Here is a 24,935-nt window from a genome sequence, read left to right on the forward strand (position 1 = left end):
GCTTATTATTTTATTTCCTAAAACAGTACCTAAGGTCTGTTACAAACACAACTTAAAGCGTTGTTAAGCGATAGTTTATTCAACTAAGCGGTAACCTACGGCGGGCTCGGTTAAGATATGTTTAGGACTCGCCGCATTTTGTTCAAGCTTTTGTCTTAACTGACCAATATGTACACGCACATATTCATGGCGATTAATATACTGCTCTCCCCACACCTCAGATAAAATAGCGTTATGCGTTAACACCTTATCTTTTTGCTGAAATAACAACAGCAAAATAGCGTACTCTTTTTTAGTTAGTTTAACTTCTTCAGCGCCTTTACGGACCACATGTTTATGTGGGTCGATGTGAATATCGCCACATTGCAACGTTAGGCTTGGTATTGTTTGTGTGCGAAGTAGCACCCGAATACGTGCTAGTAATTCGTTTGCGCTGAATGGTTTAGTTAGGTAATCGTTAGCGCCGTTATCAAGGGCGGTGACTTTTTCTGTTTCGCCGTCGCGCGCAGAAAGTACCAGAACAGGGAGTAAACTCCACTGCCTAAACTCCACCAGCCAATCTTGCCCATCCATATCGAGCAAACCTAAATCAAGCAGCACTAAATCAAACTGCTGCTGGCTTAAAAGTGCAAACGCATCAAGCCCTTTCGCGCACACACTGACTTCATGGTTACTTGCTTTGAGCAAAGTTTTTAAAAAACTTTGCAGGGGCGGTGAGTCCTCTAAAACCAAAATATTAGCCACGGCTGTTACTCCAAATTAATTTAGCTGTTGCCTGCTTTGTCTGCTCATTGAGGGTTAATTCAAAGCGCCCCTGATGACATTTAGCAACCACATCGCAAATAACACTCCCTAGGCCAACGCCTTCATCTTGACTCGTCTCATGCTTATTAGCAAAAGGATTGGTTAACACAATTTGGTATTCGTCTTGTGTATCAATAAATTGCATGTTCGCCGAACCATCTCCGTAGCGAGCTGCGTTCTCGAGCATATTGGCAAAGGCAATTTCAAGTAAGGTTTCATCGCCAAAACAGATGCTTTGTTGCTGAGCTTCGATATGCAGTTTAAAGTTTTGTAGTTGTTGCTGACGGCGTGATTTAGCTTCGCTAATTAAGGTCAAAATGGGCAGTTTTTGCCATTTAATATTCTCAGCTAACTTATTCACTTTACTGAGCTCCATGACTTTATCAAAGTGCTGGTTAAGTATTTTACTTTGCTCATAAATGTTAGCAGCTTGCTCTTTGATAACCTCAGAGCTTAGTTGGATATCATCATCAGCCAACATGCTTGATGCGCCCATAATGGTCGCTAATGGCGTACGTAAGTCATGGGATAAACTCCGTAATAAGGTATTTTTTGACCTCTCTAGCTCCGCCTGTACTTTTATCGCCGCTGATTGCTCTCGCAGTAAGGTTTTTTCTTGAACCTGATACAGTAAAGAGCACGCAGTATTCGCCAAAGCCTGTTGCTCGGCATTAAGTGCTTTGGCAAACGTGATGCCGCCAAATTCAGCTTGTTGTTCATTTAAATAAATAAACTGCTTAGAGGCTGTTAGCTGCCAATCACACGCAACCTTTAAATGCGCGGCCATGGTTGTTAAGAACAGCTGCTTTTGCTCCTCAAGGCTATCGAGATCATTAAGCTTTTTTGCTAACTCATACAATAAGCGACTATTACTAGCATGGGCTTGCACATCGCGAACCTTGGTATTGAGCTCCCCAGCAAGGTGGCTTATCACTAAACCTACAATCAACATCACCAAAAAGGTGACCACATATTCAATATTTTCGATGTGAAAAGTAAAATACGGTACCACATAAAACCAGTCCGTGCAGGCAACACTCACTAAGGTGGTAAGCGCTGCAACACGGCGATTACTGCGCACCGCAACCCATGTCACCCACAGCAGCTGTAGCATCACAATATCGGTGGTTGTAAACAGTTCTCGAAACGGAAATATCGCGAGCACCACCACAAGTGGCATCAACACACTTAAAAATGCGGCTTTTAAATACTGTATTTTGAATACTGACTGCATCATCTTTTCACTTATTGTTTGTCCCTATTAGATTAAAGGGTTTTCAATTTTGTCACTATAAAGTTTTTATAAAGTTTTTTTATCTCAGCATAAAATCTTTATAAAGCTTTCAAGCTCTCTAAAGACTTCTGTTTTTTTGCCATTAGCATTTAGCGCGTACCCACAACAGCGAGAAAGACAATGGCTCAGTTTGCAGTAATCGGATTAGGACGTTTTGGCGTAACCGCCTGTTTAGAACTTTCAAAACAAGGTCATACAGTGTGTGCTGCCGATATTAGCGAAAGCACCGTTAATCACTATGCCGACCAACTCAGTTTTACCGTGGTGGTTGATGCCAGTGATGAAACACAATTAGCACGGCTCGATTTACCTAGTTGCCAAGCCGTATTGGTGGCCATTGGCGAGAATATTGAAGCCAGTATTTTATGTGTATTGCATTTAAAAAACTTAGGCGTAAAGCAAATTTGGGTAAAGGCCTGTACCAAAAGCCATCATCAGATACTAAGTAAACTCGGCGTTGACCGCATCATTCACCCTGAAGAAGAAATGGGCGTGAGGGTTGCACAAGCGCTTAACTACCCAATGGTTAATCAATATTTCCCGCTTAACCAATCCACGTTTATTGTTGAACTAGGCATTGATCTGCAGCTTTCAGGTCGCAAAATTGGCTGGCTCCTCAAAGAGCGTAATAGCGATATTAAACCACTCACTCTGCGACGTGATGATTACTTCAATACAGAACTGACTAACGACACCGAACTGCGCCACGGCGATAGTTTGGTGCTACTGGGCTCTAAAACTTACTTAACTAAATTAGCAAAACGGTTTCGTGCATTATGATTAACTGGCAAGCCAATGTTTATCCTAAACAATTTAGCGGTGTAAAGTGCCGTAAGCGGCAAAAAATAAACCCACCTTTAGTGCTCACTATCGGCTTTATTGTGTTAATTATGCTCGGCACGAGCTTGCTTATGCTGCCAATGGCAAGCACCCAACCGATCAGCTGGCTCGATGCATTATTTACGGCAACCTCTGCGGTTACAGTAACAGGGCTGGTGGTCATCGACACCGGTACTGATCTGACTGTATTTGGTCAAAGCGTGGTCATGTTGCTGATTCAATTAGGTGGCATTGGCTTTATGACCGTGGCGGTGATTTCAATTTTAAGTTTAGGAAAAACCCTAGGCTTACAGCAACGTTTACTCGCCAGCCGCGCTTTTGACACCAACGATTTAACCTCGGTGATCAAGGTTGCTAAGTATGTTTTAGTGTATTCATTAGTGATTGAGTCGGTGGCATTTTGCTTACTCTTTATTAGTTGGTTCGATGACTATGGCGTACTTAAAAGCGCCTATCACAGCCTGTTTTATACGATTTCGGCGTTCAATAATGCGGGCTTTGCGTTAAGTGGCGATAGCTTATCGGCATTCAAAGGCGATATCACCGTAAACGTGGTGATCACCGCTTTGTTTATCATCGGCGGTTTAGGGTTTACCGTACTGATTGATATCTACAAACAAAAGCGCTGGTCGTTACTATCAACCAACACCCGCCTGGTGTTAATTGCCACCTTAGTGCTCAACTGCATCGCATTTATATTGATTTTTTTCTTTGAACACGCCAATCCGGCGACATTAGCGCCGCTATCAACGTCTGAGCAAATATTAACGGCTTGGTTTCAAGCGGTGACTCCTCGTACCGCAGGATTTAATACCCTACCGATTGATGGTTTGAGTCAAGATTCAACGCTTTTGACTATGCTGCTGATGGTAATTGGCGGTGGTTCAGTCAGTACGGCGAGCGGCATAAAACTAGGCACCTTTGTGATCCTAATTTTAGCAATGCGCAGCTATTTAAAACAGCAAACCACGGTCACCGTGTTTAACCGTCAACTGAGCGACAAGCTGGTGATCAAGGCATTAAGCGTCATGATACTGTACTTATTTATCGCTTTTACCAGCATTATGATCATCACTAAGCTTGAACAAGGGTCGTTACTAGATATCACCTTTGAGGCAATTTCGGCACTCAGTACCGTAGGCCTTTCGCGAGGTATAACTGGAGATTTAAGTGCGCCTAGTCAGCTCATCATCATATTATTGATGTTGATAGGTCGGGTTGGGCCATTAACCTTTGCTTATTGTTTTGCTCGCCAGCACAGCCAACCTTTGACCTACCCGACTACCAGTATTCAAATTGGTTAAGTATACAGTTTTGACACTTTTTAGTGTTAAATTTGTGAACTTGAAAACCACTAAAATAAGTCTACAATAATGACATATAAATATGCCATTAATCATTACTTGAGAGATAAATTGAAAAAGTCAGATGCAATCAAAAAGCTATCAGAATTTGATAAACAAGGACGCTATATTTTTACAATGTCTGATTTTGCAAAGATTTTTTTTGATGATACTAATAGGAGCTTGAGAGCGGGGATCTCGCGACTCATCAATGATGGCTTTTTAATTAGAGTTGCAAATGGCATTTTTATTTACGCTCTTGCTCAGTCAAAAGGAAGTGATACGCTGGAGGTAATTGCAAAAACAATCCGCCGTGGTGAGTACAATTACGTTAGTTTAGAGTCTGCACTTTCAGAGTATGGAATTATTTCACAAATCCCCGTTGGCAGATTGACCATTATGACAACAGGACGCTCGGGTGAATATAAAACACCTTTTGGTACAATTGAATTTACTCACACTAAGCGAGACCGTTTAGATATTCTAAAAAACACAATGAAAACAGATCGCTCTTTGAGATTTGCAACGAAAAATACTGCTCTAAGGGATTTAAAAAGAGTTGGCCGAAATACTCATTTAATTGCAGAGGAAGCATAAGATGAAAACTGAACAAGAGAACTTTGCGCAACTGGTAAATCTCGCTATGCAAACCACAAATGTTTCTCATATGCGGGCTGTTATAGAAAAAGAGTTATTGCATTACGACATCCTATTTGCTCTCGAAAGAGGTGGATTTCTTGATAAGCTGGTATTTCAAGGAGGTACTTCTTTAAGATTATGTTACGGCGGAAATCGCTTTAGTGAAGATTTAGATTTTGCTGGTGGTAAAGAATTCAATTCATTCATGTTAAAAGATATCAAAGCATGTATTGAAAAGTATATTGGCGAAAGATATGGCCTTGAGGTGACTGTTAAAGAGCCGAAAGAGTTAAAAAAAGACCCTAAATACTCAGAATTAAAAATTGATAAGTGGCAAGTTGCAGTAGTAACTGCACCACAAAGAAAGGATTTACCCAAACAAAAAATTAAGTTAGAAGTTGCCAATATTCCGGCCTACACAAAGCAGCCTTTACCACTGAATGTGAACTATGATTTTCTGCCTGATGGATACAGCGATACACTGATCTTAGCTGAATCACTCGATGAGGTAATGGCTGACAAAATAATTTCATTACCAGCCACAACAAAGTATGTGCGACATCGAGACATTTGGGATCTTGCTTGGTTGCAACAGCAAGGGGCTCAATTAGATATTGAACTAGTTAAAAATAAAGTTGCTGACTATCAACTTGAGCAATATCAGTCCATGCTCTCTCATTTAATTGATAGGTTACCCGAACTTATCACGAGCCCTGAGTTTATCGGTGAAATGAAACGTTTTTTAGATACCGAAGTATTCGATAGAACTCTCGGTAAAGAAAAGTTTCAGTTGTACTTACAAAACACCCTGACAGAGTTATTCAAGACAGTTCTGTCAAAAATGTTTACCGAAGCTACAGAGCTTGAGTTTAAAATGTAAAACCCTGCTACAACTGCTGTAGCAAGGCTTTAATGTCACTGTATCGTTGTTGCTCGCAAAGGCCAAAACCTGATAGCTGTCTGACTTTGTTGCGGGTAAATAAAGGCACGCTCATGCCCGCTAAAAAGCGGCACTGAGTATCGATGCTGACATCACTAATCCCTTTAGCGGCTAAATGCTGTTTAAGCTCAGCAACTTTACTGGCAATCACATTTTGCGCAGGCATTTGATGCACTAATGAATAACTAAGTTTTACCTGCTGGCCTCTACACACTGAACAATGGCCACATTGCTGGGGTGCATTCTGGTCATCAAAATAGCGAGCTAAGTTATAACTTAAGCAGCTATCTAGCTCAAAAAAGCGTACTAAAGTGGCGATACGTTTAATTTCGGCCTGTTCTTTTTCGATAAAGTATTGGTGAAGTTGCTGTGCTAAATCAGCGTGGTTTATTACCGAGTTATTCACCTCATACACTTGCGTAATACGTTTAGTTTCAAGGGCAATATGACCTTTTTCGGCCAAATAATCGAGCGCTGCAACCACGCGCTTTCTATCAACTTGAGTGGCACGGGTTAACGCATCAAAATTAAGTGTGCCCCAAATTTTCTTAAACTCAGTATGTTTGAATACCTGTTGTAAAAATGCTTGTCGGTCAGCATCAAACTGGCTAAGTAGCTCGTTTTGCTCCGTTAGAAACTTATATTTAAAATCGGCGTAATAGGCATATAAAGGTGTAATAGCCCCTTGCATTTCTAACTGCACCAGTAAGGTTTTTAACGCTAAAGCACGAATATTACTTTCGCTCGATAAGCTGTACTCTTGCATTTCCCACTGGTTGTTCGTTTGCTCGTTACGAATGTTATTGATGACATAGTCAATCCCACTTTGCTCGGGAGTGTCGGCATAAACGAAGTTCTCAACAGTATTTAAGCCATCAAGGTTTGCTAAGGTAAAACAGTTTGACGGCGCACCATCTCGCCCTGCACGGCCAATCTCTTGGCTATAGTTTTCAATCGATTTTGGCAAATCATAGTGGATCACAAAACGAATATCAGACTTATCAACACCCATCCCAAAAGCAATGGTTGCCACGACGATATTGATTTTACCCGCCATAAAATCATCTTGAATTTGCCAGCGTTTATCATCCTCAAGGCCTGCATGATAAGCCACCGCATTAAAGCCCGCTCTTGCTAAGCCTTCGGCCACTTGCTCAGCGGTATGTTGTAAGGTGACATAAACAATCCCAGCTCCTTGTTGGCTGGCTATAATACTGGCTAATTGCTGAGGTTTTTCTTGGCTTGCAACACTGAGCACTGATAAATCGAGGTTGCTTCGGTAAAAGCCAGTTTGCACCACACATTCTGGGGCAATAGCAAAACGCTCACACATATCGCGCTTTACTTTTTTAGTCGCTGTAGCAGTGAGAAGTAATACCAGTGGAATATTAAGCTCTTCACGATAGCGCGGCAGTTTTAAATAATCAGGCCTAAAGTTGTGACCCCATTCAGATATACAGTGCGCTTCATCAACCACCAGCATCGAAATAGGCACTTGTTTAATAAATTCACGAAAGCGCTCATTCTTAAAACGCTCAACTGAGACCATTAAAATTTTCACCTTTCCTGCTCGCACATCACTCATTACCGTATGACTTTGCTCACTGGTTTGGCTTGAATCAAGGCTTGCCGCGTAAATACCTTTGCTATTTAAAAAGCTGATTTGATCTTTCATCAGTGCCAATAATGGCGAAACTACTAAGGTCAAATTAGGTAGGTGCATTGCAGTTAATTGATAGCACAAAGATTTACCCGAGCCAGTTGGAAAAATTGCCAACGACGATTGCTGATTTAATAACTGCTCAATGGTTTGTTGCTGACCTTGGCGAAACTCATTAAAGCCAAAGTATTGATTCAACGAAGTGTGTAGTGGTGTAGTCATCCTGATCCCTCACTGTCATTTCCCTTTTCAGGTAATGATAGGTCTCTTACTGCGAATTAGCCATGTTAACGTGTTTAGCTCAATCTCCCAAGGCCATTGATATAACTAAGCGCACTATATTGTTCTTAACAGGTACTGACAAAATCAGTAAAAAGGCGCACAATGGACGCGTTGCCGTGGGGTATTGATGGATGGACTTACAATACCTAAGCGCTTTTTCGCAAGAGTGTTTAGGTATTATACTTTTGAGGGCAACGTAATGATTAACCAACCTCCTAAAATCGTGATAATCGGTGGTGGCGCTGGTGGCTTAGAACTAGCAACACAATTAGGACACAAACTCGGGAAAAAACGCCAAGCAGAGATACTTTTAATCGATAAAAACCGCAGCCATATTTGGAAGCCGTTACTTCATGAAGTAGCGACGGGGTCGATTGATGCCGATTTAGACGGCGTTGTATACTCAGCTCATGCAGCAAAACATCATTATAATTTTCAACTCGGCAGCTTTTGCTACTTAGATCAAACCAACAAAACCATCACTTTAAGTGAGTTAAAAGACGAACTTGGCCACCGTATTTTACCTGAGCGCCAAGTCAGTTATGACTATCTTGTACTTGCTATAGGCAGTGTCAGTAACGACTTTAATACCCCAGGTGTTAACAAGCACTGTTTTTACCTTGATTCAAACCAACAAGCTGAGCGCTTTCAGCATGCTCTACTCGATAACTTCACCCGCTTACATCAAGATGACGACCCTCAGCACTCCTTAACCATTGCCATAGTGGGTGGTGGTGCAACCGGGGTTGAGCTGTCGGCAGAGCTTTATCATGTATCAGACATGCTGAAAATGTATGGCCTGAATAAAATGACCGCTAAACGCTTACACATTGATTTAATTGAAGCGGGGCCTCGGATTTTGCCAGCATTACCAGAGCGAATTGCAAACTCAGCTAAGCGTGAACTGGTTAAATTAGGGGTAACGGTGCGCGAAGGCACGCAAGTAAAAGAGGCCACAGAAAACAGCTTTATCACCAAAAACGATGAACATATCAAAGCCGACATTATGGTTTGGGCTGCGGGTGTAAAAGCACCTGATTTCATTAAAGACATTGGTATCTTTGAACTTACCCGCAATAACCAAATTAAGGTGAACCAATATCTGCAAAGTAGCGTTAACGAGGATATTTTTGTGATTGGTGATTGCTGTGCATTTACTCAAGAAGATGGCACGCAAGTGCCACCCAGAGCGCAATCGGCTCATCAAATGGCGCAATGTGTTGAAAAAAACCTTATAGCCACACTCAAAAACCAGCCTCTGAGTGCCTTTACCTACAGTGATCATGGCTCTTTAGTTAACTTGTCACGCTATAGCACGGTAGGCAGTTTAATGGGCAACCTAACCAGTAATAGCTTTTTTATAGAGGGTAAAATAGCGCGATTTATGTATATTTCGCTCTATCGTATGCATCAACGTGCCATCCATGGCAGTGCAAAAACCTTTGCACTGTGGATCAGCGAAAAAGTACTACGCGTTGTTAGGCCAAAAATGAAACTGCATTAAGCTACAGCATAAAGCCGGCAAATTAGTTGTTTGTCGGCTATTTGTGCACTTCGTCCCCAAGTCATTGACATTAAAATATAAAGCCATACACTTCAGGCAAAATTAATCCATGGATTGAATATGAAAAAAGGTATTTCACTAACCGTTTTTGCAGGGCTTTGTGCCTGTGGGACCTACCTGATATTAGATAAACCCACTCCCATCGAAGCGATAAGCAATGAAGTCTCGACATCTTCTGCTACTGTCGCTGAACAAAAGAAAGCTACGAGTTTCTTTGAACCATCAAGCCAGCCAAATAGTAAAGCATCAGAGCTGGCTAAGCTCAAGCTAGCCAAACGCCAGTGTAAGCAACAAAGTTTAAAAGCCACTCAAGTTGCAGCTGATCATAGTCAAATAGAAGCGGCGATTAAACAAGCACTAAAAGACGGCGACTCTCTTGAAGATATTTTAAGTTATTCAGAGCTGGTGAAAATATCTTACCGTTCATTTAATACCTTAGTTATTAACGCCATCAAAGAGAATGCAGAACAGCAATTTCAATATGCCTCATCAGTTAACATATTAAAAAGCTGGCAAGGGCTTGATGTCATTGATTATTTTGATACGGATACAATCAATCAACTAACGGCAATTAATGGACCCCTTAGTCAAAATACAGGTTCAATGATGTTTAATGTTCCATTACCTGAGCAAGTAAACAAAACAGCATTGTACAAACTATTAGATAACAACGATGATTTTAATACCTATTTAAAAACACCATTTAAAATCGGTCCATCACGGCTCATTTCACCATCTATTTTCTTTCTTGCTAATGCTCATACGCTTAGTTTGACTGAGTTTGAAAACGCAATATCCAGCAAAGAGTTTACTGTTAACGATATCGCTGTGGCTTTAAAAAGTAACTTACCTAATGATTATTTAACAGCACTGATCTCTCAAACAGCACAGCTAGGCGGCTCGCCTACAGCAATGAGTGATGACTTTATGGATGAACAACTGTATTTAAACCTTGCTGATGTGGCTGTGAGTGAATTTAACGTACCAATTTTAAAGTTGTTAAGTGAACGAGGTATTGAGCCCACTAATCAGCCAAATGTATTTACAGCGATGGATATAGCCATTGTAAACCTAAAGGGCAGCTCAAATAGCGAAGTACAGCCACTAGAGAGCAAACACTTAGAAATACTAAGTTATCTAAAAAATAAAGGTTATCGAGCTCACGGCGAGCTTGTGCGCGACACACCGAACGATAGGCTACTGATGCTTAAATCTTCATTCTTACCGAGTAGCCTTTTATTTGTTGGCGACCAAGTTGCTAATGATGCTTTTTCTCAGTTCAAAGATTTAAAGCTAATCCCAAATGACCAAGCATTTAAACGTAAAGAAAAAGATAACTCTGCAATATCAAAAGCACTCAGTGCCTATGAGAAACAAAAACAGCAAGCCAAAAAAATAACTCCTGAATGTGAAACGATAGATCAGCGGATCAATTCACTAGAAGCGATAAAAACACGCTCTCAAGCACTCGAAGAATTAGAAGCGCTCGAAGCGCAGCAAGGCTTACTAACTCCCGATACGCTTCAAGAAATCGACCCTGTGCAGGTTCATAATTGGCAATTCTTGCATTTAAATGAGTATAAATATCAAACCTCAACGCAGTATCAAACCTACAAAGAAGCACTTGTCGAAAAAGACTTTAATACTGTTGCAACGATTACCCAAACAGCAAAACTCAGTACCCACCAGACAAATATGTTGCTTGCAGCAACAATAGAAAACGCTCAACAATTGACGTCTATTTGGCAAAACAGGGTCGCTCCAACTGCACCTGAAAATCTTTTTGTATTTACTAAGTTACCATTAGCACAATGGCAAACATTAGCCGATAGTGGCTTTGATTTTTCATTAAAAGACATGCAAAACAACGATATGTATTTTTATGCAAGCATGCATTCAAAAGAAGCAGTTAAGTTTTTAATGAGCCTTGCTGTTGCACATGATTTTTCTAAACCTGGGCTTGATATTCTCGACCAAGCACTGGAGCAAAGCTATAACACACAAACCCTTGCAGACTATATGCCAAGCGCATTAAAACTTGTTGAGCAATATGAGCCTAACCACTTTCGTCGTGCCCAGCGTCTAAAAGTTTTTGTCCCTGATGTTTATGAAGAGCTTATTAAACTTGAGCCAAAACTTGCACCCAAAAATGGCACTGTAATGAATAACTATCAGTACAGCGCTTATTAAGCTCCTTAGCTATTTGAGCTGTAAATTAACCTATCTGTTTACAGCTCATCCGCGTATAATACCCACTTTTTGTGGGGCGCAAAAATTGAATATTATTACTCTAAGCGTTTTATCGCTTGCTATGTCGACTGATGCTTTTGCAGCTTCAATCACCAAAGGCAGTACGCTTAAAAATCCTCGTGTTCTGAGTGCAATCAAGCTTGGTTTATTGTTTGGCTGTATCGAAGCTATCGCACCGATTATTGGCTGGCTAATTGGCAGTGCCGGTGCAGATTACGTTGAAGCCTTTGATCACTGGATTGCCTTTGTGTTGTTAGTGGGTTTGGGTATTCATATGTTGCTTGAGAGTCGTAAAGAAGATGACGACGATGAAGAAGATGAAGTTACACCTAACACTAAGCGCTCTTTCATTGCCACATTACTAACCGCTGTTGGCACCAGTATCGATGCGATGACAGTAGGTATTAGCCTTGCTTTCATGAAAGTGAACATTTACTTAGCAGCCGCCATGATAGGCCTAGCAACCACAATTATGGTTACCATCGGCGCACTACTTGGTAACGTAATGAGTGGCTGGGTTGGCAAAAAGGCCGAAGCAATCGGTGGTGTTGCACTTATCTTTATCGGCTGTGGCATCCTATACAGCCACACCATGGCTTAACCTAACAGCTTATCAAACTCTTCTTTGGGCATGGGCTTATGAAAATAGTACCCTTGCCCAAGCTCGCAGCCTAAATCGATTAAACTATTTAAGTGTTGCTTTTCTTCAATACCTTCAGCCACAATTTGCAAATTCAAGGTATGCGCTAAGCTGGTGATGGTTCTAACAATGTCCATACTTTGCGTATCCGTGAGCATATCTCTCACAAAAGATTGATCTATTTTGAGTACATCGACGGGAAAGAGTTTTAAATACGACAAACTTGAATAGCCCGTACCAAAGTCATCTATGGCAATGGTTAACCCCAAGTCAGAGAGCTTACTAAGCATAATTTTTATTTCTTCAAAATCATGCATCAACGCGCTTTCGGTTACTTCAAGCTCTAACAGTTCACTGGCAAGCCCCGCTTGTTCAATGGTATCAGCAACGAGATTACAAAAATTACCATCGGTAAATTGTTTTGCTGCAATGTTCACGGCAACTTTTATATTATGCCCTTTATCGGCCCACTCTTTAGCCGCTATACAGCTTTGCTTAAGCACTGACTGACCCAAAGCATGAATAAGACCTGTTTCTTCAGCAAGGGGTATAAAATCCAGTGGTGAAATAAGCTTATTCTCGTCATCTCTCAGTCGCACTAGGGCTTCAACACCAATAATTTTTTCTGTCAAAAGCGCTAGTTTCGGCTGATAAAACACCTCAATCTTATCTTGCTCAATAGCATGTCTTAAGAGCTTTTCAACGCTTTGACGCTGCTTAAATTGATACTCTAAGTCATCGGAGTAATAACAAAAACGGTTCCGTCCCTGCTCTTTCGCACGGTACATGGCTGCATCAGCATGAGTCATCATCTCTTCTGCTTGAGTAGAGTCCGCAGGGTTAACACTCACCCCCACACTGACCGATAAAATATACTCTTGGCTATCAATACGAAACGGCTCATTCATGGTGTTAATAATGTCGCTGGCAATGGCATCTATCGCGGAGGTGCTCTGCACGTCAGGTAATAAAATCACAAATTCATCACCGCCAATTCTAGCTAACGTGGTGTTTAAATCGATGAGAGACTCAAGGCGCTTAGCCACATGTTTAATAATTAAATCGCCTTGGTGATGACCTAGAGTATCGTTTAAGTACTTAAAGTGATCGATATCAATCAGCATTAGAGCCACTTTCTTTTTCATGCTCGTAGCAACTTTACATGCATGAGTGACCCTATCATGCAATAACACCCGATTAGGCAAATCCGTTAGTAAATCATGATTTGCTAAATGACTCATTTTCACTGCCATCGCGATTGATTCACTGACATCATGAAACACGATAATACCGCCAATGATATTACCTTCAATATCTCGTATTGGCGCAGCTGAATCTTCTACCCTATATACTCGCCCATCAAGCCCGGTTAATTGACTATTTAACGCCATAGCAACTATACGCTGCTCTTTTAAAGCAACAGATATAGGATTGACGAGTGTTTTGTTAGATGTTGCATCAACGAGCTTCATTACCTCTTCAATATGGCGCCCTTTTGCTTCTTCAGCGTGCCAACCTGTTAATCGCTCAGCAATAGGGTTCATAAAGTTAATAATTGCATTATTATCCGTAGCTATTACGGCATCACCAATAGAATTAAGCATAACCCGTAAACGTTCAGATTCATTCGATAACAGCTTTTTTGTATGGGTAATTGAGGTGATGTCCGAAAGAGTAAGAATGACACCTACAACTTCTCGCTCTTTTATTCTTAAATTTACTTGCGCTCTAACATATTCAATCTTATTGCGAGGGCTGGCCAACTGAATATTTAAAACTTCTTGCTCTATGCCCTTAGTCAAGCAGCGATGAAAAGCCTCATACAATTCATCTGGTAATACATCTTTAGCGAAACAACCTAACATTTGCTCGCTGCTTTTTGAAAACCAATGGCTGGTTTCATCATTACTAAAGAGGTTTTCCTCGGTATTTGACCAGTAAGATATATACACAGGTACTTGCGCAACGAGTGTCGAAATATCATTTTTTGCAGCCAGTATTTGCGCCTCTTGGTGTTTAAGCTTTAACTGGTTTTGTACTCTCAGGCGACAAATGTTTAAATCAACGGGTTTATGAATAAGATCTATTCCTCCACTTGCAAAACTTTGATATTCAAAAATTTGCTCATTATGAGAGGTAACGAAAATCACATGACTTTGCGCGGTTTTAGGGTTGTTTTTAAGTTTTTTACACACCTCAAAGCCATTCATGCCGGGCATTTCTATGTCGAGCAAAATCACATCTGGCTGAAAGAAAACTGCTTTCTCAATGGCTTGAGCACCATTATCGCAACAAACTATCTCACCAAGGTCGCTAAGCGACTCCGCCATTATCATCAAACTAGTCGGCTCATCATCCACTACAAGCACTTTATTATGTGAATTTTCATGATGAGAAAAAAGCATATCCATCGCCTCTGTAAATAGTACTTAAAAAACTCTAGTCCTATCTCACCAGACGTGCCAACATAAAAAATAATTTTTTAATTCTTAAGTTGTAGAAAATCCCAAAATCCGGTCTATGCTTTATTCATCGCGTGGAGGGAATAGTTTGCAACCGGTAGCTAGTCGCACAGATTTAAAGCTAAATGATTCTGTTATTTTGATTGTTGATGATGAACCAATTAATACAACCGTAATAGAAAGTTTGCTCTCGCCCTTCTATAAAACTCACACTACAGATTGCGGTGAAAACGTGCTGCACCTGTGCGAAACCGTTAAGCCAGATTTAATACTGCTTGATGTGATGCTTGGTACTATGAGCGGCCTAGATGTTTGCAAGCAATTAAAAAAACACTCCCAATACAAAGATATTCCGGTGATATTTATTACCGCCATCATGGATCAAGATGACCAAAATCGCTGCTGGCAAGCAGGCGCCGTCGATTTTGTATCAAAACCGGTTTATGGCGTCACATTACTTAATCGCGTAAAAGCGCATTTGACCTTAAAAAAACAAGCTGATTTGCTCAAAAACCTATGTGAACACGACAGCCTCACTGGTTTAAACAACCGACGATTTTTACAAAACACCCTTGATCAAAACATTCGTTTAGCCATCAGAAACGATAAAGCCCTTTCAGTTTTAATGCTCGATATTGATTACTTTAAACAATACAACGACTCTCTTGGTCATCAACAAGGTGACGAGTGTTTAAAACGTGTTGCTGATGAAATCAAAAAAAGTGTTAACCGCCCAACTGATACCACTATTCGCTATGGCGGTGAAGAATTTTTATGTGTATTGCCAGACACCGATATTCAAGGGGCACAATTTATTGCCCATAAGCTTTTGGCAAACATTCGTGAACTAAATATTGAACACCCACATGCAACCTCTGGAGTACTCTCTATTAGTATTGGTAGCGCAACATTTTCTGGGCATGAAGCCATCGACACTGACGAGCTAATTCGCTGTGCCGATAAAGCGCTCTATCAAGCCAAGCATCAAGGGAGAAACCGCTGTGTTTGTATACTTGCTGAACCCAGTTTTAGCTTTTGAGCTAAATCAAACCTTACTACCGACTCACGTTTGCGGTATGGAGGGCTAAACCATGGATTACGAAGTATTACACCAGAAAAAAGCGACAACCTCTGAAGGACGCTTTTTAGTGCCATTAGCGGTTGCTTTTATCGGCGCCATTATGTGCTCAGCAATCTTCTTTTTCGAACTACAACTTCATAAAAATATTAAAAACAGCGTTGCAGAAAGACTGAGAGAATCAAGCGCTACCGTAGATGTGCAAGTCCATGAAAAAATAAATAAATATAAAAACGATTTACAGTTTTTATATTCCACTCCACCTATAGCAGGACTTGCCAGAGCTGCAGCAAATGGTGGTAACGACCCGCTTGATAACACTACCTCAGAGCAATGGAAAAAACGTTTAGAAACGATATTCGTTGCATTTTTACAATCAAATTCTGAATTCGAGCAATTACGCATCATCAGCACCCAACAAGCAGGACAAGAACTTATCAGGGTAGACAAAGCTGCCGGTGGTATTGTTGTAAAAGCAGATAATCAGTTACAGGATAAAAGTGGCCGTGATTACTATCAGCAAAGTTCGCAATTGTCACAAGGTGATATGTATTTATCAGCAATAACACTTAACCGGGAATATGGAAAGCTCGATTATCCTTATAAGCCTATGCTGCGAATAGCCTTACCCATTTTTGATGAAAATATGCAGCGCTATGGGCTGATTATTGCAAACATTAATACATCTCAGTTATTTGCATCTCTTAATGCGATGGTACAAGCACCAAGCTCCTTAATCCTAACAGACAGCGAAGGCTACTTTTTAGTTCACCCTAATGAAGACTTTCGCTTTAGCCGTGACTTAGCACCAAACAAACGCTGGGACTCAGTGTATAAATCTGAACCTGCCTATTTAGAAAATATACTCAGTATTAGCTCTAACTTTGCTGGTAAACAACAATACGAAGCGTTAACTAAGCGCATTCCATTTACTGGAGATTTAGAAACCGGGTTTATAGATGCCCACATTATGCTACCTCACTCTGAAATTAATGCGATGGAACGCGAGCAAAGGATCAGCACTTATGCGTTTTTGTTGGGCGTATCTGCTTTTTTGGTGTTTGTACTTGGATTTTTGCATCGAAATTTAAAGCGTAATCGCGAGCTTGCCGAGGCAAGAGCGGTGTCTTCAGCCATTATTAGCGGCTCAAAGGATGCCATTATTGCGGTCAGTGATATTGGCCTAGTGTCTAGTTGGAATAAAGCGGCCACTGAATTGTTTGGTTTTCAGAGGGAGCAAGTATTAGGAGCAGATATAAACAAACTGAATCTATTTTCAAATATTAATATCCAAGAAATCTGCAGCTCCCTTAAAACCAATAGAAAGCAACATGAAATTGAAGTCGACTATCAGCAAGCCAATCAACACACGACTCATTTAGCACTCGCTTTTTCAGCTATTTTTGATGAACATCATCAACACAACGGCACAGCCATCCTCATTCGCGACACTACCGTTGAAAAGCAAGCGAGCGACAAAATTAAGCAAATAAATAACGAACTCGAAATTAAAGTCGCACAAAGAACTGCCCAGCTAGAAAAAGCCAGCCAAGTTAAAAGCGCTTTTATATCAAATATCAGTCATGAGATGCGAACACCACTAAACGGTGTTATTGGCACACTCAATTTAATAAAACGAGAGTCACTAAGTAATCAACAACAGCATTATTTAGAAATGACAGAGGTAAGCGTTAATAGCTTAAATGTACTTATTAACGACATTCTTGATTTATCAAAAATTGAGGCTGGCAAACTCGACTTGGACAAAAAAGCGTTTAACCCTATTAAGTTTTTTGAAAGCTTAAGTGGCAGCATGGCTGTTAAAGCCCAAGAGAAAAACCTTGAATTTATTTTAGATATTGCCGATGTTGAGTACAGCTCGATTGTTACAGACCCTCATCGCTACTCACAAGTGATTACCAATTTAATTAATAACGCAATTAAATTTACTAAAACGGGCTTTATAAAATTTACCGCAACAAGCAAACGACTTAGCGATGATAACGTTGAGCTATGCTGCACAATTCAAGATACAGGGATTGGTATTGCGCCTGAAAATCAAAATAAATTGTTTAGTGCTTTCACCCAAGCCGATAACAGTGTGGCTTCGCAATATGGAGGCACAGGGCTTGGTTTATCGATATGTAAGCAACTAGCTAGTTTACTGAATGGACAAATTTCCTTTGAATCAACCGAGGGGAAAGGGAGTACTTTCACATTTACCATTCAATTAGACAGCCAAAATGTAGAAAAACGCCAACCAAGCAGCCGCTTAAAAGACAGCGTTTTTGCTGTGTCGGTCAAACAACCTGAGCTTGAACGAAGCCTAACAAAACTAATCTCTCATTGCGGTGGACAGCTCACGAATGTTGACCTAGAAAGCTTTGAAATTAACGATAATATGACCTTTGATACGCTAATTTTAGAGCCTGGCAATCCGTTACTCGCAAAACTTGATAGCTATAGTGAAAATACCTATGACCATAGCCTGCCCTTTAAATTAGTGGTGCTTATAAACCCAACCGAACCACCACCGCAAGCTAAATTCTGCACCTTTATGCGCTTATCTAAACCTGTGCTTATCTCTGAGTTTTTACTTAAACTAGCTGATGAACGACTCATAAAAGAGCAGCCTGCTCAAGACACAACACCACTTCGTCGCGAGACTGATACGCAAATTCACATAGATGTTGATATTGCTGGAGCAAAAATCCTGATCGTTGATGATAACGATATAAATGCTGCAGTTGCCAAAGGCACATTAATGAGCTTAGCACTGCGCTTTGAAATGGCGTCGAATGGTCAGCAAGCCATTGAAATATTGGCCAGTGCACCTGAAGACGACCCATTTAACTGCGTATTAATGGACTGCCAAATGCCCGTGTTAAATGGCTATGATGCAGCAGCACAAATACGCAAAGGTGCTGGTGGAGAGTACCATAGCGAGATCCCAATTATTGCCATGACAGCCAATGCCATGCTCGGTGAGCGTAAAAAGTGCTTAAATGCAGGTATGAGCGATTACATCACAAAACCAATCAGTGCCGATAAGCTCATCACCACCACAGCAAAATGGGTTGCATCAACGTACCCTAAACATCATACAGCGCCAAAAACGATTGCTGTGCCTGAGGTAAATCAGTCGCCCGCTATACTGCAAGAAGAATTAATCGATGAAGAAAAACAGCATTGGAATCGCGAAGCAGCCCTCGGTCGTTTGATGAATAACGAGGTGCTATTAAACAAAGTGAGTAAGATGTTTTTAGAAAGCTCACATAAAAAAATAACGCTGCTAACACAAGCAATCAAAGACAAAGACTACCATGCGATTGCAACCACCAGCCATGCCCTAAAAGGGACCTGTGGCGATGTGGGTGCAGCCAAATTGCACCAGCACTTTACTGAGCTAGAGGTACTGGCCGCAAGTAAGGGCAATACGCTAAAAGATATTCAACTTAAGCTACTCGAAATCGAAAAAGACTACGAGATTTTGTTAGAAATTTTACAAAAGCATACCGTAGCTAGAGTCGGCTAATTTTATTAAGTGCAAATAAATGGGCTTTGAAAATCAAAGCCCATTTTTCATTAAAGCGCCGCATATTTGTCTTCTAATTTTCATAAAGTGGGAGTATGTTTATACAAACCACTAAAGGAATGACGCTATGACCGCTAAAACGCTGATTTTCAACTTTGATGGCACAGGCAGCGAACCTCGTGATGCTGAACAATTCAGCGCTGCACACTTCAAAGAAGACGCCAGTATTTCTAATATTCTTAAACTTCATTTACTTTTTGGTGGCGCACTCAATAGCGAGCCCGAAACACCATTTCCAACTCAACTTAGCTTTTATTATCAGGGTATAGGCACCCAAGGTAGCCGCTTTCGACGTTTATTCAATCAAGCCCTTGCACCAAGAGGCGATGATGTTGCCAGCATTTTAAATCGTGCTATGAGCGACTTTAAAAGCTACTACACTGTAGGTGATAAAATACTACTAACTGGTTTTAGCCGAGGTGCTGCTCTTGCTAGGCGCTTTGCCAAATGTTTAGAGCCACTTATTAGTGATGATGTTTACTTATGTGTATTTGATACCGTTGCATCTATTGGTTTTTCAAAAGTAACAAAAGCAACCCGCGGTGCTGAGCATGTTATTTTTGAAAACTACACACTTGCAAGCAATATAAAAGCAGCCCTTCATTGTGTCGCACTTGATGAAAAGCGCCGTGCATTTGAACCCACACTTATTAATAGTGCACCGCATGTACAAGAGATCTGGTTTGCGGGCGCTCATTCAGATGTGGGTGGTGGCTATTATCGTGATGGTTTAGCCGACATTTGCCTGCGCTATGCGATTGAGTGGCTGATAGAACAAACCGTTGCATTAAACTTACTTACCAGCGCGGATATCAATTACAACACTCTGCTCCCAGCAGAGCATCGTAACCTCATTGCCCAAGATGATGTCACCGTTACACCAGATCCGCTGGCACTGAGTCATCAGCAAAACTATTTTTGGTTTAACCCTTTGTTTAAACTTGTAGATCGCGAATGCTGTGTATTGGTTGATAACGAACAAAGCACGCTCGCGCCAACCATTCATTACACTGTCGCAGAGCGTATTAATCGTTTAACTAGCTATCGCCCTGAGTCGTTAAAGAGCCTTCATTACGACGTACTTTATAATGACGAAACACGCTTAAACTTTAAAGGCTTAAGCCCACATATTGCGCTTGATAAACAAAATATGACGGTGCTGAGCATAGACGAAAGTAAAGATGTGTTTGTGTATGGCGCCGAAAAATACAACCACACAGGCTTAATGTTAGAGCAAGGTGGTACTTACCGATTTACGCCTTATCCAGAACAAACTTGGTATGACGACGGCATTAGTTGCGGCCCTGCGGGCTGGCACCGTGACAATATCCAACTTGGGGTGAAAGAAATCCCAATGGCCGTGCTTGAACCGTTTAGACGTTTACCCCACGCACAATGGTTTGCGTTGATTGGCGCTATTGATACCAACGACGAACATTTGTTTGAAATTGCTGAGGGTGCTGATATTCGTATTGCTAAATCAGGCGAGTTTTGCCCTTTTGCTAACGACCTAAACCGCTTTTATGGGGCGAATGCGGGACGGATTAAACTGCGGGTGACTCGTTTAGGATAATTTAGTGTTTGGGATAGTTTAGTACTTAACATAGCGAGCGATGATCTCAGTTATCGCTTGCTGGTTGTTTAAAATTGCTGAGTTAATAGCCGCTCTGTCTTCTGCTAACAGGGTTGTTTCACTCAGCATAAAATAAACGCTGTCATTATTGACAATATACGGATGCAGCTCGATACCCTGCTGATTATTTTTTTGAATTAAATATAAACCAGCTAGTTCATCATCAACAAAAAAATCGACCCGCCTAGCAACTAGCATTGCGAGACGCTGACGCAAAGATGACACAGTAACGAGTTGTTCTTTATATTTTGCGTCTTCTTTAAAATGAGTGAAGTCAGGGCCAAAGTAACTACCACTGTTAGTTAAAATAACTTGCTGATGTTCGAGCAGCCCTTGTAAATCAAGAGATTCTAACCGGCTATGCGGGTACCAAAACAAGCGCATCACTTCATTACGGTAAGGCTCTGAAAAGAAACTAAAAGAGTCACGTTCTGTGCTATAGCTTGCTGCCGGTAGTAAATCGACTTTACCGTGCTTAAGCTCTGCAAAGCCCCGTTTAGATGAAGGCATAACAACGTATTTAGCGCAAAATCCTGCCTCTTTTAGCACTAAATTAACCACATCAATATCAATGCCGGTGAGCTTGCCATTTTGCTTAAAAGCATAAGGTGCCCACTGCTGACTAATCCCCACTTTTAAGGTTTTATCACAGCTAAAAGCCGAGTTACTCAATACAGCAACAACAAGTAAAAACAGCGCTTTTAACCCCATTAAGCCACCTTAGTTTAAATACTTACAGATCATATTATTCAAGTATGGTTGATAATGTCTGAAAGACCAATGTGTGAAGTGGGAAACCATAAGTTAGCGAGTTTCAAGGGGAAAGAGTAAAGTTGCGAGGTACGAGATACGAGATACGAGGTGCGAGTCTGTAGCAGCGATTTTACATCGCGTCCTAGCACCCAGAACCTAGCGCCTATGTTTTCCCCCGTAGGCGTGAAACTTGTTTCGCGCGGCTGAAGGTTGACCGCTCTTATTCATGTTTGATTCGGCACTAAAGTACCTCCTACAAAGCTTAAATCGCTGAGAAGAACACTCGACCTGACCAACCCCACAGGTCGACTGACCGCTGAAGGCTGAAAGCTGAAAGCTGAAAGCTTCTTTCCCCTTTCCCCTTTCTAACTTTACTCTTTCTAACTTCCCCCCACAAAAAAGCAGCCATGCGGCTGCTTTGAAGGGAAATCACATTTTAATGATGGGCATTAAATGTGGTTATTACACTTAAAGTGCTTTCCATACATCCGCGACACCTGGCTCGTCTCCTTGAGTCCACCATTTCGCTTCGTATTTATTACCTTGGTAAGTGACTTGGTCGCCACCGTTGTAGATACCCGCAGCTTGCCAGACAACATCACCATTTCCGTCGGTTGGTTGTGAAGTTGCTTCCCATGGGCCGCCTAAATCAGGGCGCTCACCTTGTGTCCACCACTTAGCGGTGTATTCTACGCCATTATAAATCACCGTATCACCACCAACATAAGTCGCCGCTGCATCCCATGTGGTTTCACCATCTGGCGGAGTTGTTGTACCAGAATCTGTCACGGTGACATTAAAGCTCACTGCAGTTGCTGTTTGACCATCGCTTACCGAAACCGATACAACATAACTAGTATCTGCATCAACGCTGCCCGCTTGTAAACTTACATCAGCACCTGAACCCACTAACGTTAAGCCTGCAGGTACTGTCCAGCTGTATGAAAGCGCATCGCCATCAGCATCAGATGCCGAAACCGCTACAGCCACACTCGCCTCTTCAGCCACTGTTTTATCTGCAATTGCCGCAACCACAGGGGCTTGGTTCTCACCTGTTGTTGGTGCTACAACATTCACTGTAACGTTACGGCTTACACTTGCCTGGCCATCGCTCACACTCACAGCAACCGTGTATTGCGTATCAGCAGTCACTGATGGCGCTGTGATTACAAGGGTATTTGAATTTTCACCGGTTACTGTTAATGCGCTGTCAGCTGTCCAGCTAAAGCTTAGTGGATCGTTATCAGCGTCAGTTGCCGATGCACTAACAGATACACTTTCGCCAGAGTTTACAGATACTGTGCTTGATACAGAAAGCACGGGCGCTCTATTGCTAGGCTCAGTGACTGTACCACCTAACCCCTCATGCATTGCATTAAGAATATCACCATTATCAGCATCAATTTCCCATGCAAATAGGCCACCTAGGTTATATTGATTCACATAAGCACCTTTTGCCAAAACTGAACGACGGTTATCGTATGTAATTAATTTACCGTTGCTACGATTCCATACATAAGCGGCTTCGGCTTGTTCGTCATAACCTGTTTCAAACCCATTGATGCCATTTTCTGCAGCGCCCAACATGTAAGTTTTGATGCCTTTATAATCAATAACACCGTCTTCCCATACACCTTGCGCTGTAGTGCCTTTAAGTTTGCCATTACCAGGGGCTGTCATTGGGTTATCAGCGATAGTCGCGTTTTCTGGATAAACACCTTCCCAGCCACGGCCATACATAGCAGCACCTACCACGATTTTCTTCGATGGTACGTTTTGCGCAAGTAGATTTTGCACTGCATTATCAGTTGTATAAGCAGGACCTTTATATGGAACGCCTTCTTCATCAACACCCGTGCCATCACACTGACCAACACGGAAATGCGATGAACAATAAAGCGCAGCCTGATGGCCCGTTACATTGCTCCATGCACCATAATAGTCGTAGCTCATTAAGAAAATGTAATCCATATATTGTTGAGCTTGTGAGTAGTCGACATCTTCAATTTTGTCGTAACCTGCACCAATCGCTGATGTTAACTCATACTCACGACCTGTCTCGGCTTCAAGCTTATCAAGCATCGCACGCAGCTCTTGCATTAACGCAACATATGCTGGGCCGTCAGCAACTGGGTCGCCTAAGTTTGGATTAGCACCCTGACCACCTGGGTATTCCCAGTCAATATCAACACCGTCGTAGAACTTCCACGTTCTTAAAAATTCTTCCATTGATGCCACAAACGTGTCGCGATTTGCTTTATCGGTAAAGTAAGCAAATGGGTCTGATAAAGTCCAACCACCTACTGATGGTAAAATTTTCAGATCAGGGTAACGCTGCTTTAACGCCATTAATTGCGAATACGTACCACGAATTGGGTCATTACTATCAACACCTGGTAGTGCTTTTTGAATCGCAGCCCATGGGTCGTGGATCACCACTTCAAAATCTTGCGAGCCTTCACACGCCGTATTTAGCGCGTTTTTAGGACCGCCAGTTAATGAGTCATTAGGTCCACAAATTGGAATAAACCCATACAAGATATGACTGAGGTTTTGCGCTGGAATATTAGTTACATCATAATCACGGCCATAAATACCCCATTCTACAAAGTAGGCACCGGTTACAAGACCGTCTTTGGTACCAATATCTTGGTTGTTTGGATCATAATCCATCGGCAATGGCGCTAAGTGACCGCCATCTGTATCGGCAATAACAATTGGCTTACCTTCACTGCGAGCACAGGTGGTACCACCTTCACATAGTTCTACATATAATGTGTGACGACCTGCTTTATCATACGGGAAGCTAATAACACCACTTTTAGTGCCTGCTGCGAGCGAGCCTTCATTAACCAACATATCATCGAAGTACACTTTATAGCTGTCGCCGCCATCCCCACTCCATGCGTTCCATTCAATGCTGATAGTGACTTCATCAACGCGGTTCACCAAGCTCTTATATGAACCTGTACCTTCAAGATCAACCTCAACAAATGAGTACTCTTGTGGCTCCCAAATAATGGTTGGTGTTGAAGGAGCTGCATTCGCTGCACTTGCAAAGAGTGCAACACCAATGGCTGCGCTTAATTGTTTTATATTCATGATTCTCTCTTATCTGTTTTTATATAGCGTTACGCTGTTATTGATAAAGTTTGAAC

16 protein-coding genes are annotated in these 24,935 nt (G+C 41.6%); 10 read left to right on the forward strand and 6 right to left on the reverse strand.

Annotated elements, in window-relative coordinates:
• Positions 1-75: 75 nt before the first annotated feature.
• Both HUS61_RS15705 and HUS61_RS15710 read right to left on the reverse strand, forming a co-directional pair.
• Positions 76-744: a response regulator gene (locus HUS61_RS15705; protein WP_175083081.1), complete on the reverse strand. Its 669-nt coding sequence runs from the start codon at positions 742-744 to the stop codon at positions 76-78.
• Positions 737-2,041 carry a DUF4118 domain-containing protein gene (locus HUS61_RS15710; RefSeq protein WP_258536031.1) on the reverse strand — a complete coding sequence of 435 codons (1,305 nt, stop codon included), beginning with the start codon at positions 2,039-2,041 and terminating at the stop codon, positions 737-739. Before HUS61_RS15710 ends, HUS61_RS15705 begins: the two co-directional genes overlap by 8 nt.
• 177 nt (positions 2,042-2,218) lie before the next feature.
• Between HUS61_RS15710 and HUS61_RS15715 the strand changes: the two genes are divergently transcribed.
• The 4 genes from HUS61_RS15715 to HUS61_RS15730 all read left to right on the forward strand — a co-directional run bounded on the left by HUS61_RS15715 (position 2,219) and on the right by HUS61_RS15730 (position 5,800).
• Positions 2,219-2,878 carry a TrkA family potassium uptake protein gene (locus HUS61_RS15715; RefSeq protein WP_054553462.1) on the forward strand — a complete coding sequence of 220 codons (660 nt, stop codon included), beginning with the start codon at positions 2,219-2,221 and terminating at the stop codon, positions 2,876-2,878.
• Positions 2,875-4,242, forward strand: a complete 1,368-nt coding sequence (locus HUS61_RS15720) for a TrkH family potassium uptake protein (protein ID WP_175083082.1) — start codon at positions 2,875-2,877, stop codon at positions 4,240-4,242. The genes HUS61_RS15715 and HUS61_RS15720 overlap by 4 nt, the downstream gene beginning before the upstream one ends.
• Positions 4,243-4,311: 69 nt before the next feature.
• Positions 4,312-4,878 (forward strand): type IV toxin-antitoxin system AbiEi family antitoxin, encoded by a 567-nt coding sequence (gene abiEi / locus HUS61_RS15725; protein WP_258536032.1) that lies wholly within the window; start codon positions 4,312-4,314, stop codon positions 4,876-4,878.
• A gap of 1 nt (position 4,879) precedes the next feature.
• Entirely contained in the window at positions 4,880-5,800 is a 921-nt protein-coding gene (locus HUS61_RS15730) for a nucleotidyl transferase AbiEii/AbiGii toxin family protein (RefSeq protein ID WP_175083083.1), read from the forward strand.
• Between the two features lie 7 nt (positions 5,801-5,807).
• Here the strand turns inward: HUS61_RS15730 and HUS61_RS15735 are convergent, their stop codons facing one another.
• Positions 5,808-7,742, reverse strand: coding sequence for an ATP-dependent DNA helicase RecQ (locus HUS61_RS15735; RefSeq protein ID WP_175083084.1), 1,935 nt, complete (start codon positions 7,740-7,742; stop codon positions 5,808-5,810).
• Positions 7,743-8,001: 259 nt separating this feature from the next.
• Between HUS61_RS15735 and HUS61_RS15740 the strand changes: the two genes are divergently transcribed.
• From HUS61_RS15740 to HUS61_RS15750, 3 genes are all read left to right on the forward strand, one after another.
• On the forward strand, positions 8,002-9,306 hold the full coding sequence (locus HUS61_RS15740; protein ID WP_175083085.1) for an NAD(P)/FAD-dependent oxidoreductase: 1,305 nt from the start codon (positions 8,002-8,004) through the stop codon (positions 9,304-9,306).
• A 120-nt stretch (positions 9,307-9,426) separates the two neighbouring features.
• Positions 9,427-11,556 carry a hypothetical protein gene (locus tag HUS61_RS15745; protein WP_175083086.1) on the forward strand — a complete coding sequence of 710 codons (2,130 nt, stop codon included), beginning with the start codon at positions 9,427-9,429 and terminating at the stop codon, positions 11,554-11,556.
• An 85-nt stretch (positions 11,557-11,641) separates the two neighbouring features.
• A complete protein-coding gene (locus tag HUS61_RS15750) occupies positions 11,642-12,217 on the forward strand; it encodes a manganese efflux pump MntP family protein (protein WP_175083087.1) in 576 nt (191 codons plus the stop codon).
• Here HUS61_RS15750 and HUS61_RS15755 read toward each other — a convergent pair.
• Positions 12,214-14,661 (reverse strand): EAL domain-containing protein, encoded by a 2,448-nt coding sequence (locus HUS61_RS15755; protein ID WP_175083088.1) that lies wholly within the window; start codon positions 14,659-14,661, stop codon positions 12,214-12,216. The two genes, HUS61_RS15750 and HUS61_RS15755, sit on opposite strands and share 4 nt — an antisense overlap.
• 145 nt (positions 14,662-14,806) lie before the next feature.
• Here HUS61_RS15755 and HUS61_RS15760 point away from each other — a divergent pair, with 145 nt between their 5' ends.
• The 3 genes from HUS61_RS15760 (at position 14,807) to HUS61_RS15770 (ending at position 20,964) form a co-directional block, all read left to right on the forward strand.
• Positions 14,807-15,757 carry a diguanylate cyclase gene (locus HUS61_RS15760; RefSeq protein WP_258536033.1) on the forward strand — a complete coding sequence of 317 codons (951 nt, stop codon included), beginning with the start codon at positions 14,807-14,809 and terminating at the stop codon, positions 15,755-15,757.
• A 52-nt stretch (positions 15,758-15,809) separates the two neighbouring features.
• Positions 15,810-19,331: an ATP-binding protein gene (locus tag HUS61_RS15765; RefSeq protein ID WP_175083090.1), complete on the forward strand. Its 3,522-nt coding sequence runs from the start codon at positions 15,810-15,812 to the stop codon at positions 19,329-19,331.
• Positions 19,332-19,458: 127 nt separating this feature from the next.
• Complete coding sequence (locus tag HUS61_RS15770; protein WP_175083091.1) at positions 19,459-20,964, forward strand: DUF2235 domain-containing protein; 1,506 nt, start codon at positions 19,459-19,461, stop codon at positions 20,962-20,964.
• A gap of 18 nt (positions 20,965-20,982) precedes the next feature.
• On the opposite strand, the gene HUS61_RS15775 is transcribed toward HUS61_RS15770, so the two are convergent.
• Entirely contained in the window at positions 20,983-21,735 is a 753-nt protein-coding gene (locus HUS61_RS15775; protein WP_175083092.1) for an ABC transporter substrate-binding protein, read from the reverse strand.
• Between the two features lie 510 nt (positions 21,736-22,245).
• A complete protein-coding gene (locus HUS61_RS15780) occupies positions 22,246-24,879 on the reverse strand; it encodes a glycosyl hydrolase family 18 protein (RefSeq protein ID WP_175083093.1) in 2,634 nt (877 codons plus the stop codon).
• Between the last annotated feature and the right edge of the window lie 56 nt (positions 24,880-24,935).

This window comes from Pseudoalteromonas sp. 0802, assembly GCF_013350085.1.
Taxonomy (GTDB): domain Bacteria; phylum Pseudomonadota; class Gammaproteobacteria; order Enterobacterales; family Alteromonadaceae; genus Pseudoalteromonas.

What these genes read in the sequence shown, in the direction of transcription:
- HUS61_RS15755 (WP_175083088.1), bottom strand. Translation starts at nt 14,661, where the DNA reads ATGCTTTTTTCTCATCATGAAAATTCACATAATAAAGTGCTTGTAGTG.
- HUS61_RS15745 (WP_175083086.1), top strand. Translation starts at nt 9,427, where the DNA reads ATGAAAAAAGGTATTTCACTAACCGTTTTTGCAGGGCTTTGTGCCTGT.
- HUS61_RS15740 (WP_175083085.1), top strand. Translation starts at nt 8,002, where the DNA reads ATGATTAACCAACCTCCTAAAATCGTGATAATCGGTGGTGGCGCTGGT.
- HUS61_RS15710 (WP_258536031.1), bottom strand. Translation starts at nt 2,041, where the DNA reads ATGATGCAGTCAGTATTCAAAATACAGTATTTAAAAGCCGCATTTTTA.
- HUS61_RS15780 (WP_175083093.1), bottom strand. Translation starts at nt 24,879, where the DNA reads ATGAATATAAAACAATTAAGCGCAGCCATTGGTGTTGCACTCTTTGCA.
- HUS61_RS15715 (WP_054553462.1), top strand. Translation starts at nt 2,219, where the DNA reads ATGGCTCAGTTTGCAGTAATCGGATTAGGACGTTTTGGCGTAACCGCC.
- HUS61_RS15735 (WP_175083084.1), bottom strand. Translation starts at nt 7,742, where the DNA reads ATGACTACACCACTACACACTTCGTTGAATCAATACTTTGGCTTTAAT.
- HUS61_RS15720 (WP_175083082.1), top strand. Translation starts at nt 2,875, where the DNA reads ATGATTAACTGGCAAGCCAATGTTTATCCTAAACAATTTAGCGGTGTA.
- HUS61_RS15730 (WP_175083083.1), top strand. Translation starts at nt 4,880, where the DNA reads ATGAAAACTGAACAAGAGAACTTTGCGCAACTGGTAAATCTCGCTATG.
- abiEi (WP_258536032.1), top strand. Translation starts at nt 4,312, where the DNA reads ATGACATATAAATATGCCATTAATCATTACTTGAGAGATAAATTGAAA.
- HUS61_RS15775 (WP_175083092.1), bottom strand. Translation starts at nt 21,735, where the DNA reads ATGGGGTTAAAAGCGCTGTTTTTACTTGTTGTTGCTGTATTGAGTAAC.
- HUS61_RS15770 (WP_175083091.1), top strand. Translation starts at nt 19,459, where the DNA reads ATGACCGCTAAAACGCTGATTTTCAACTTTGATGGCACAGGCAGCGAA.
- HUS61_RS15765 (WP_175083090.1), top strand. Translation starts at nt 15,810, where the DNA reads ATGGATTACGAAGTATTACACCAGAAAAAAGCGACAACCTCTGAAGGA.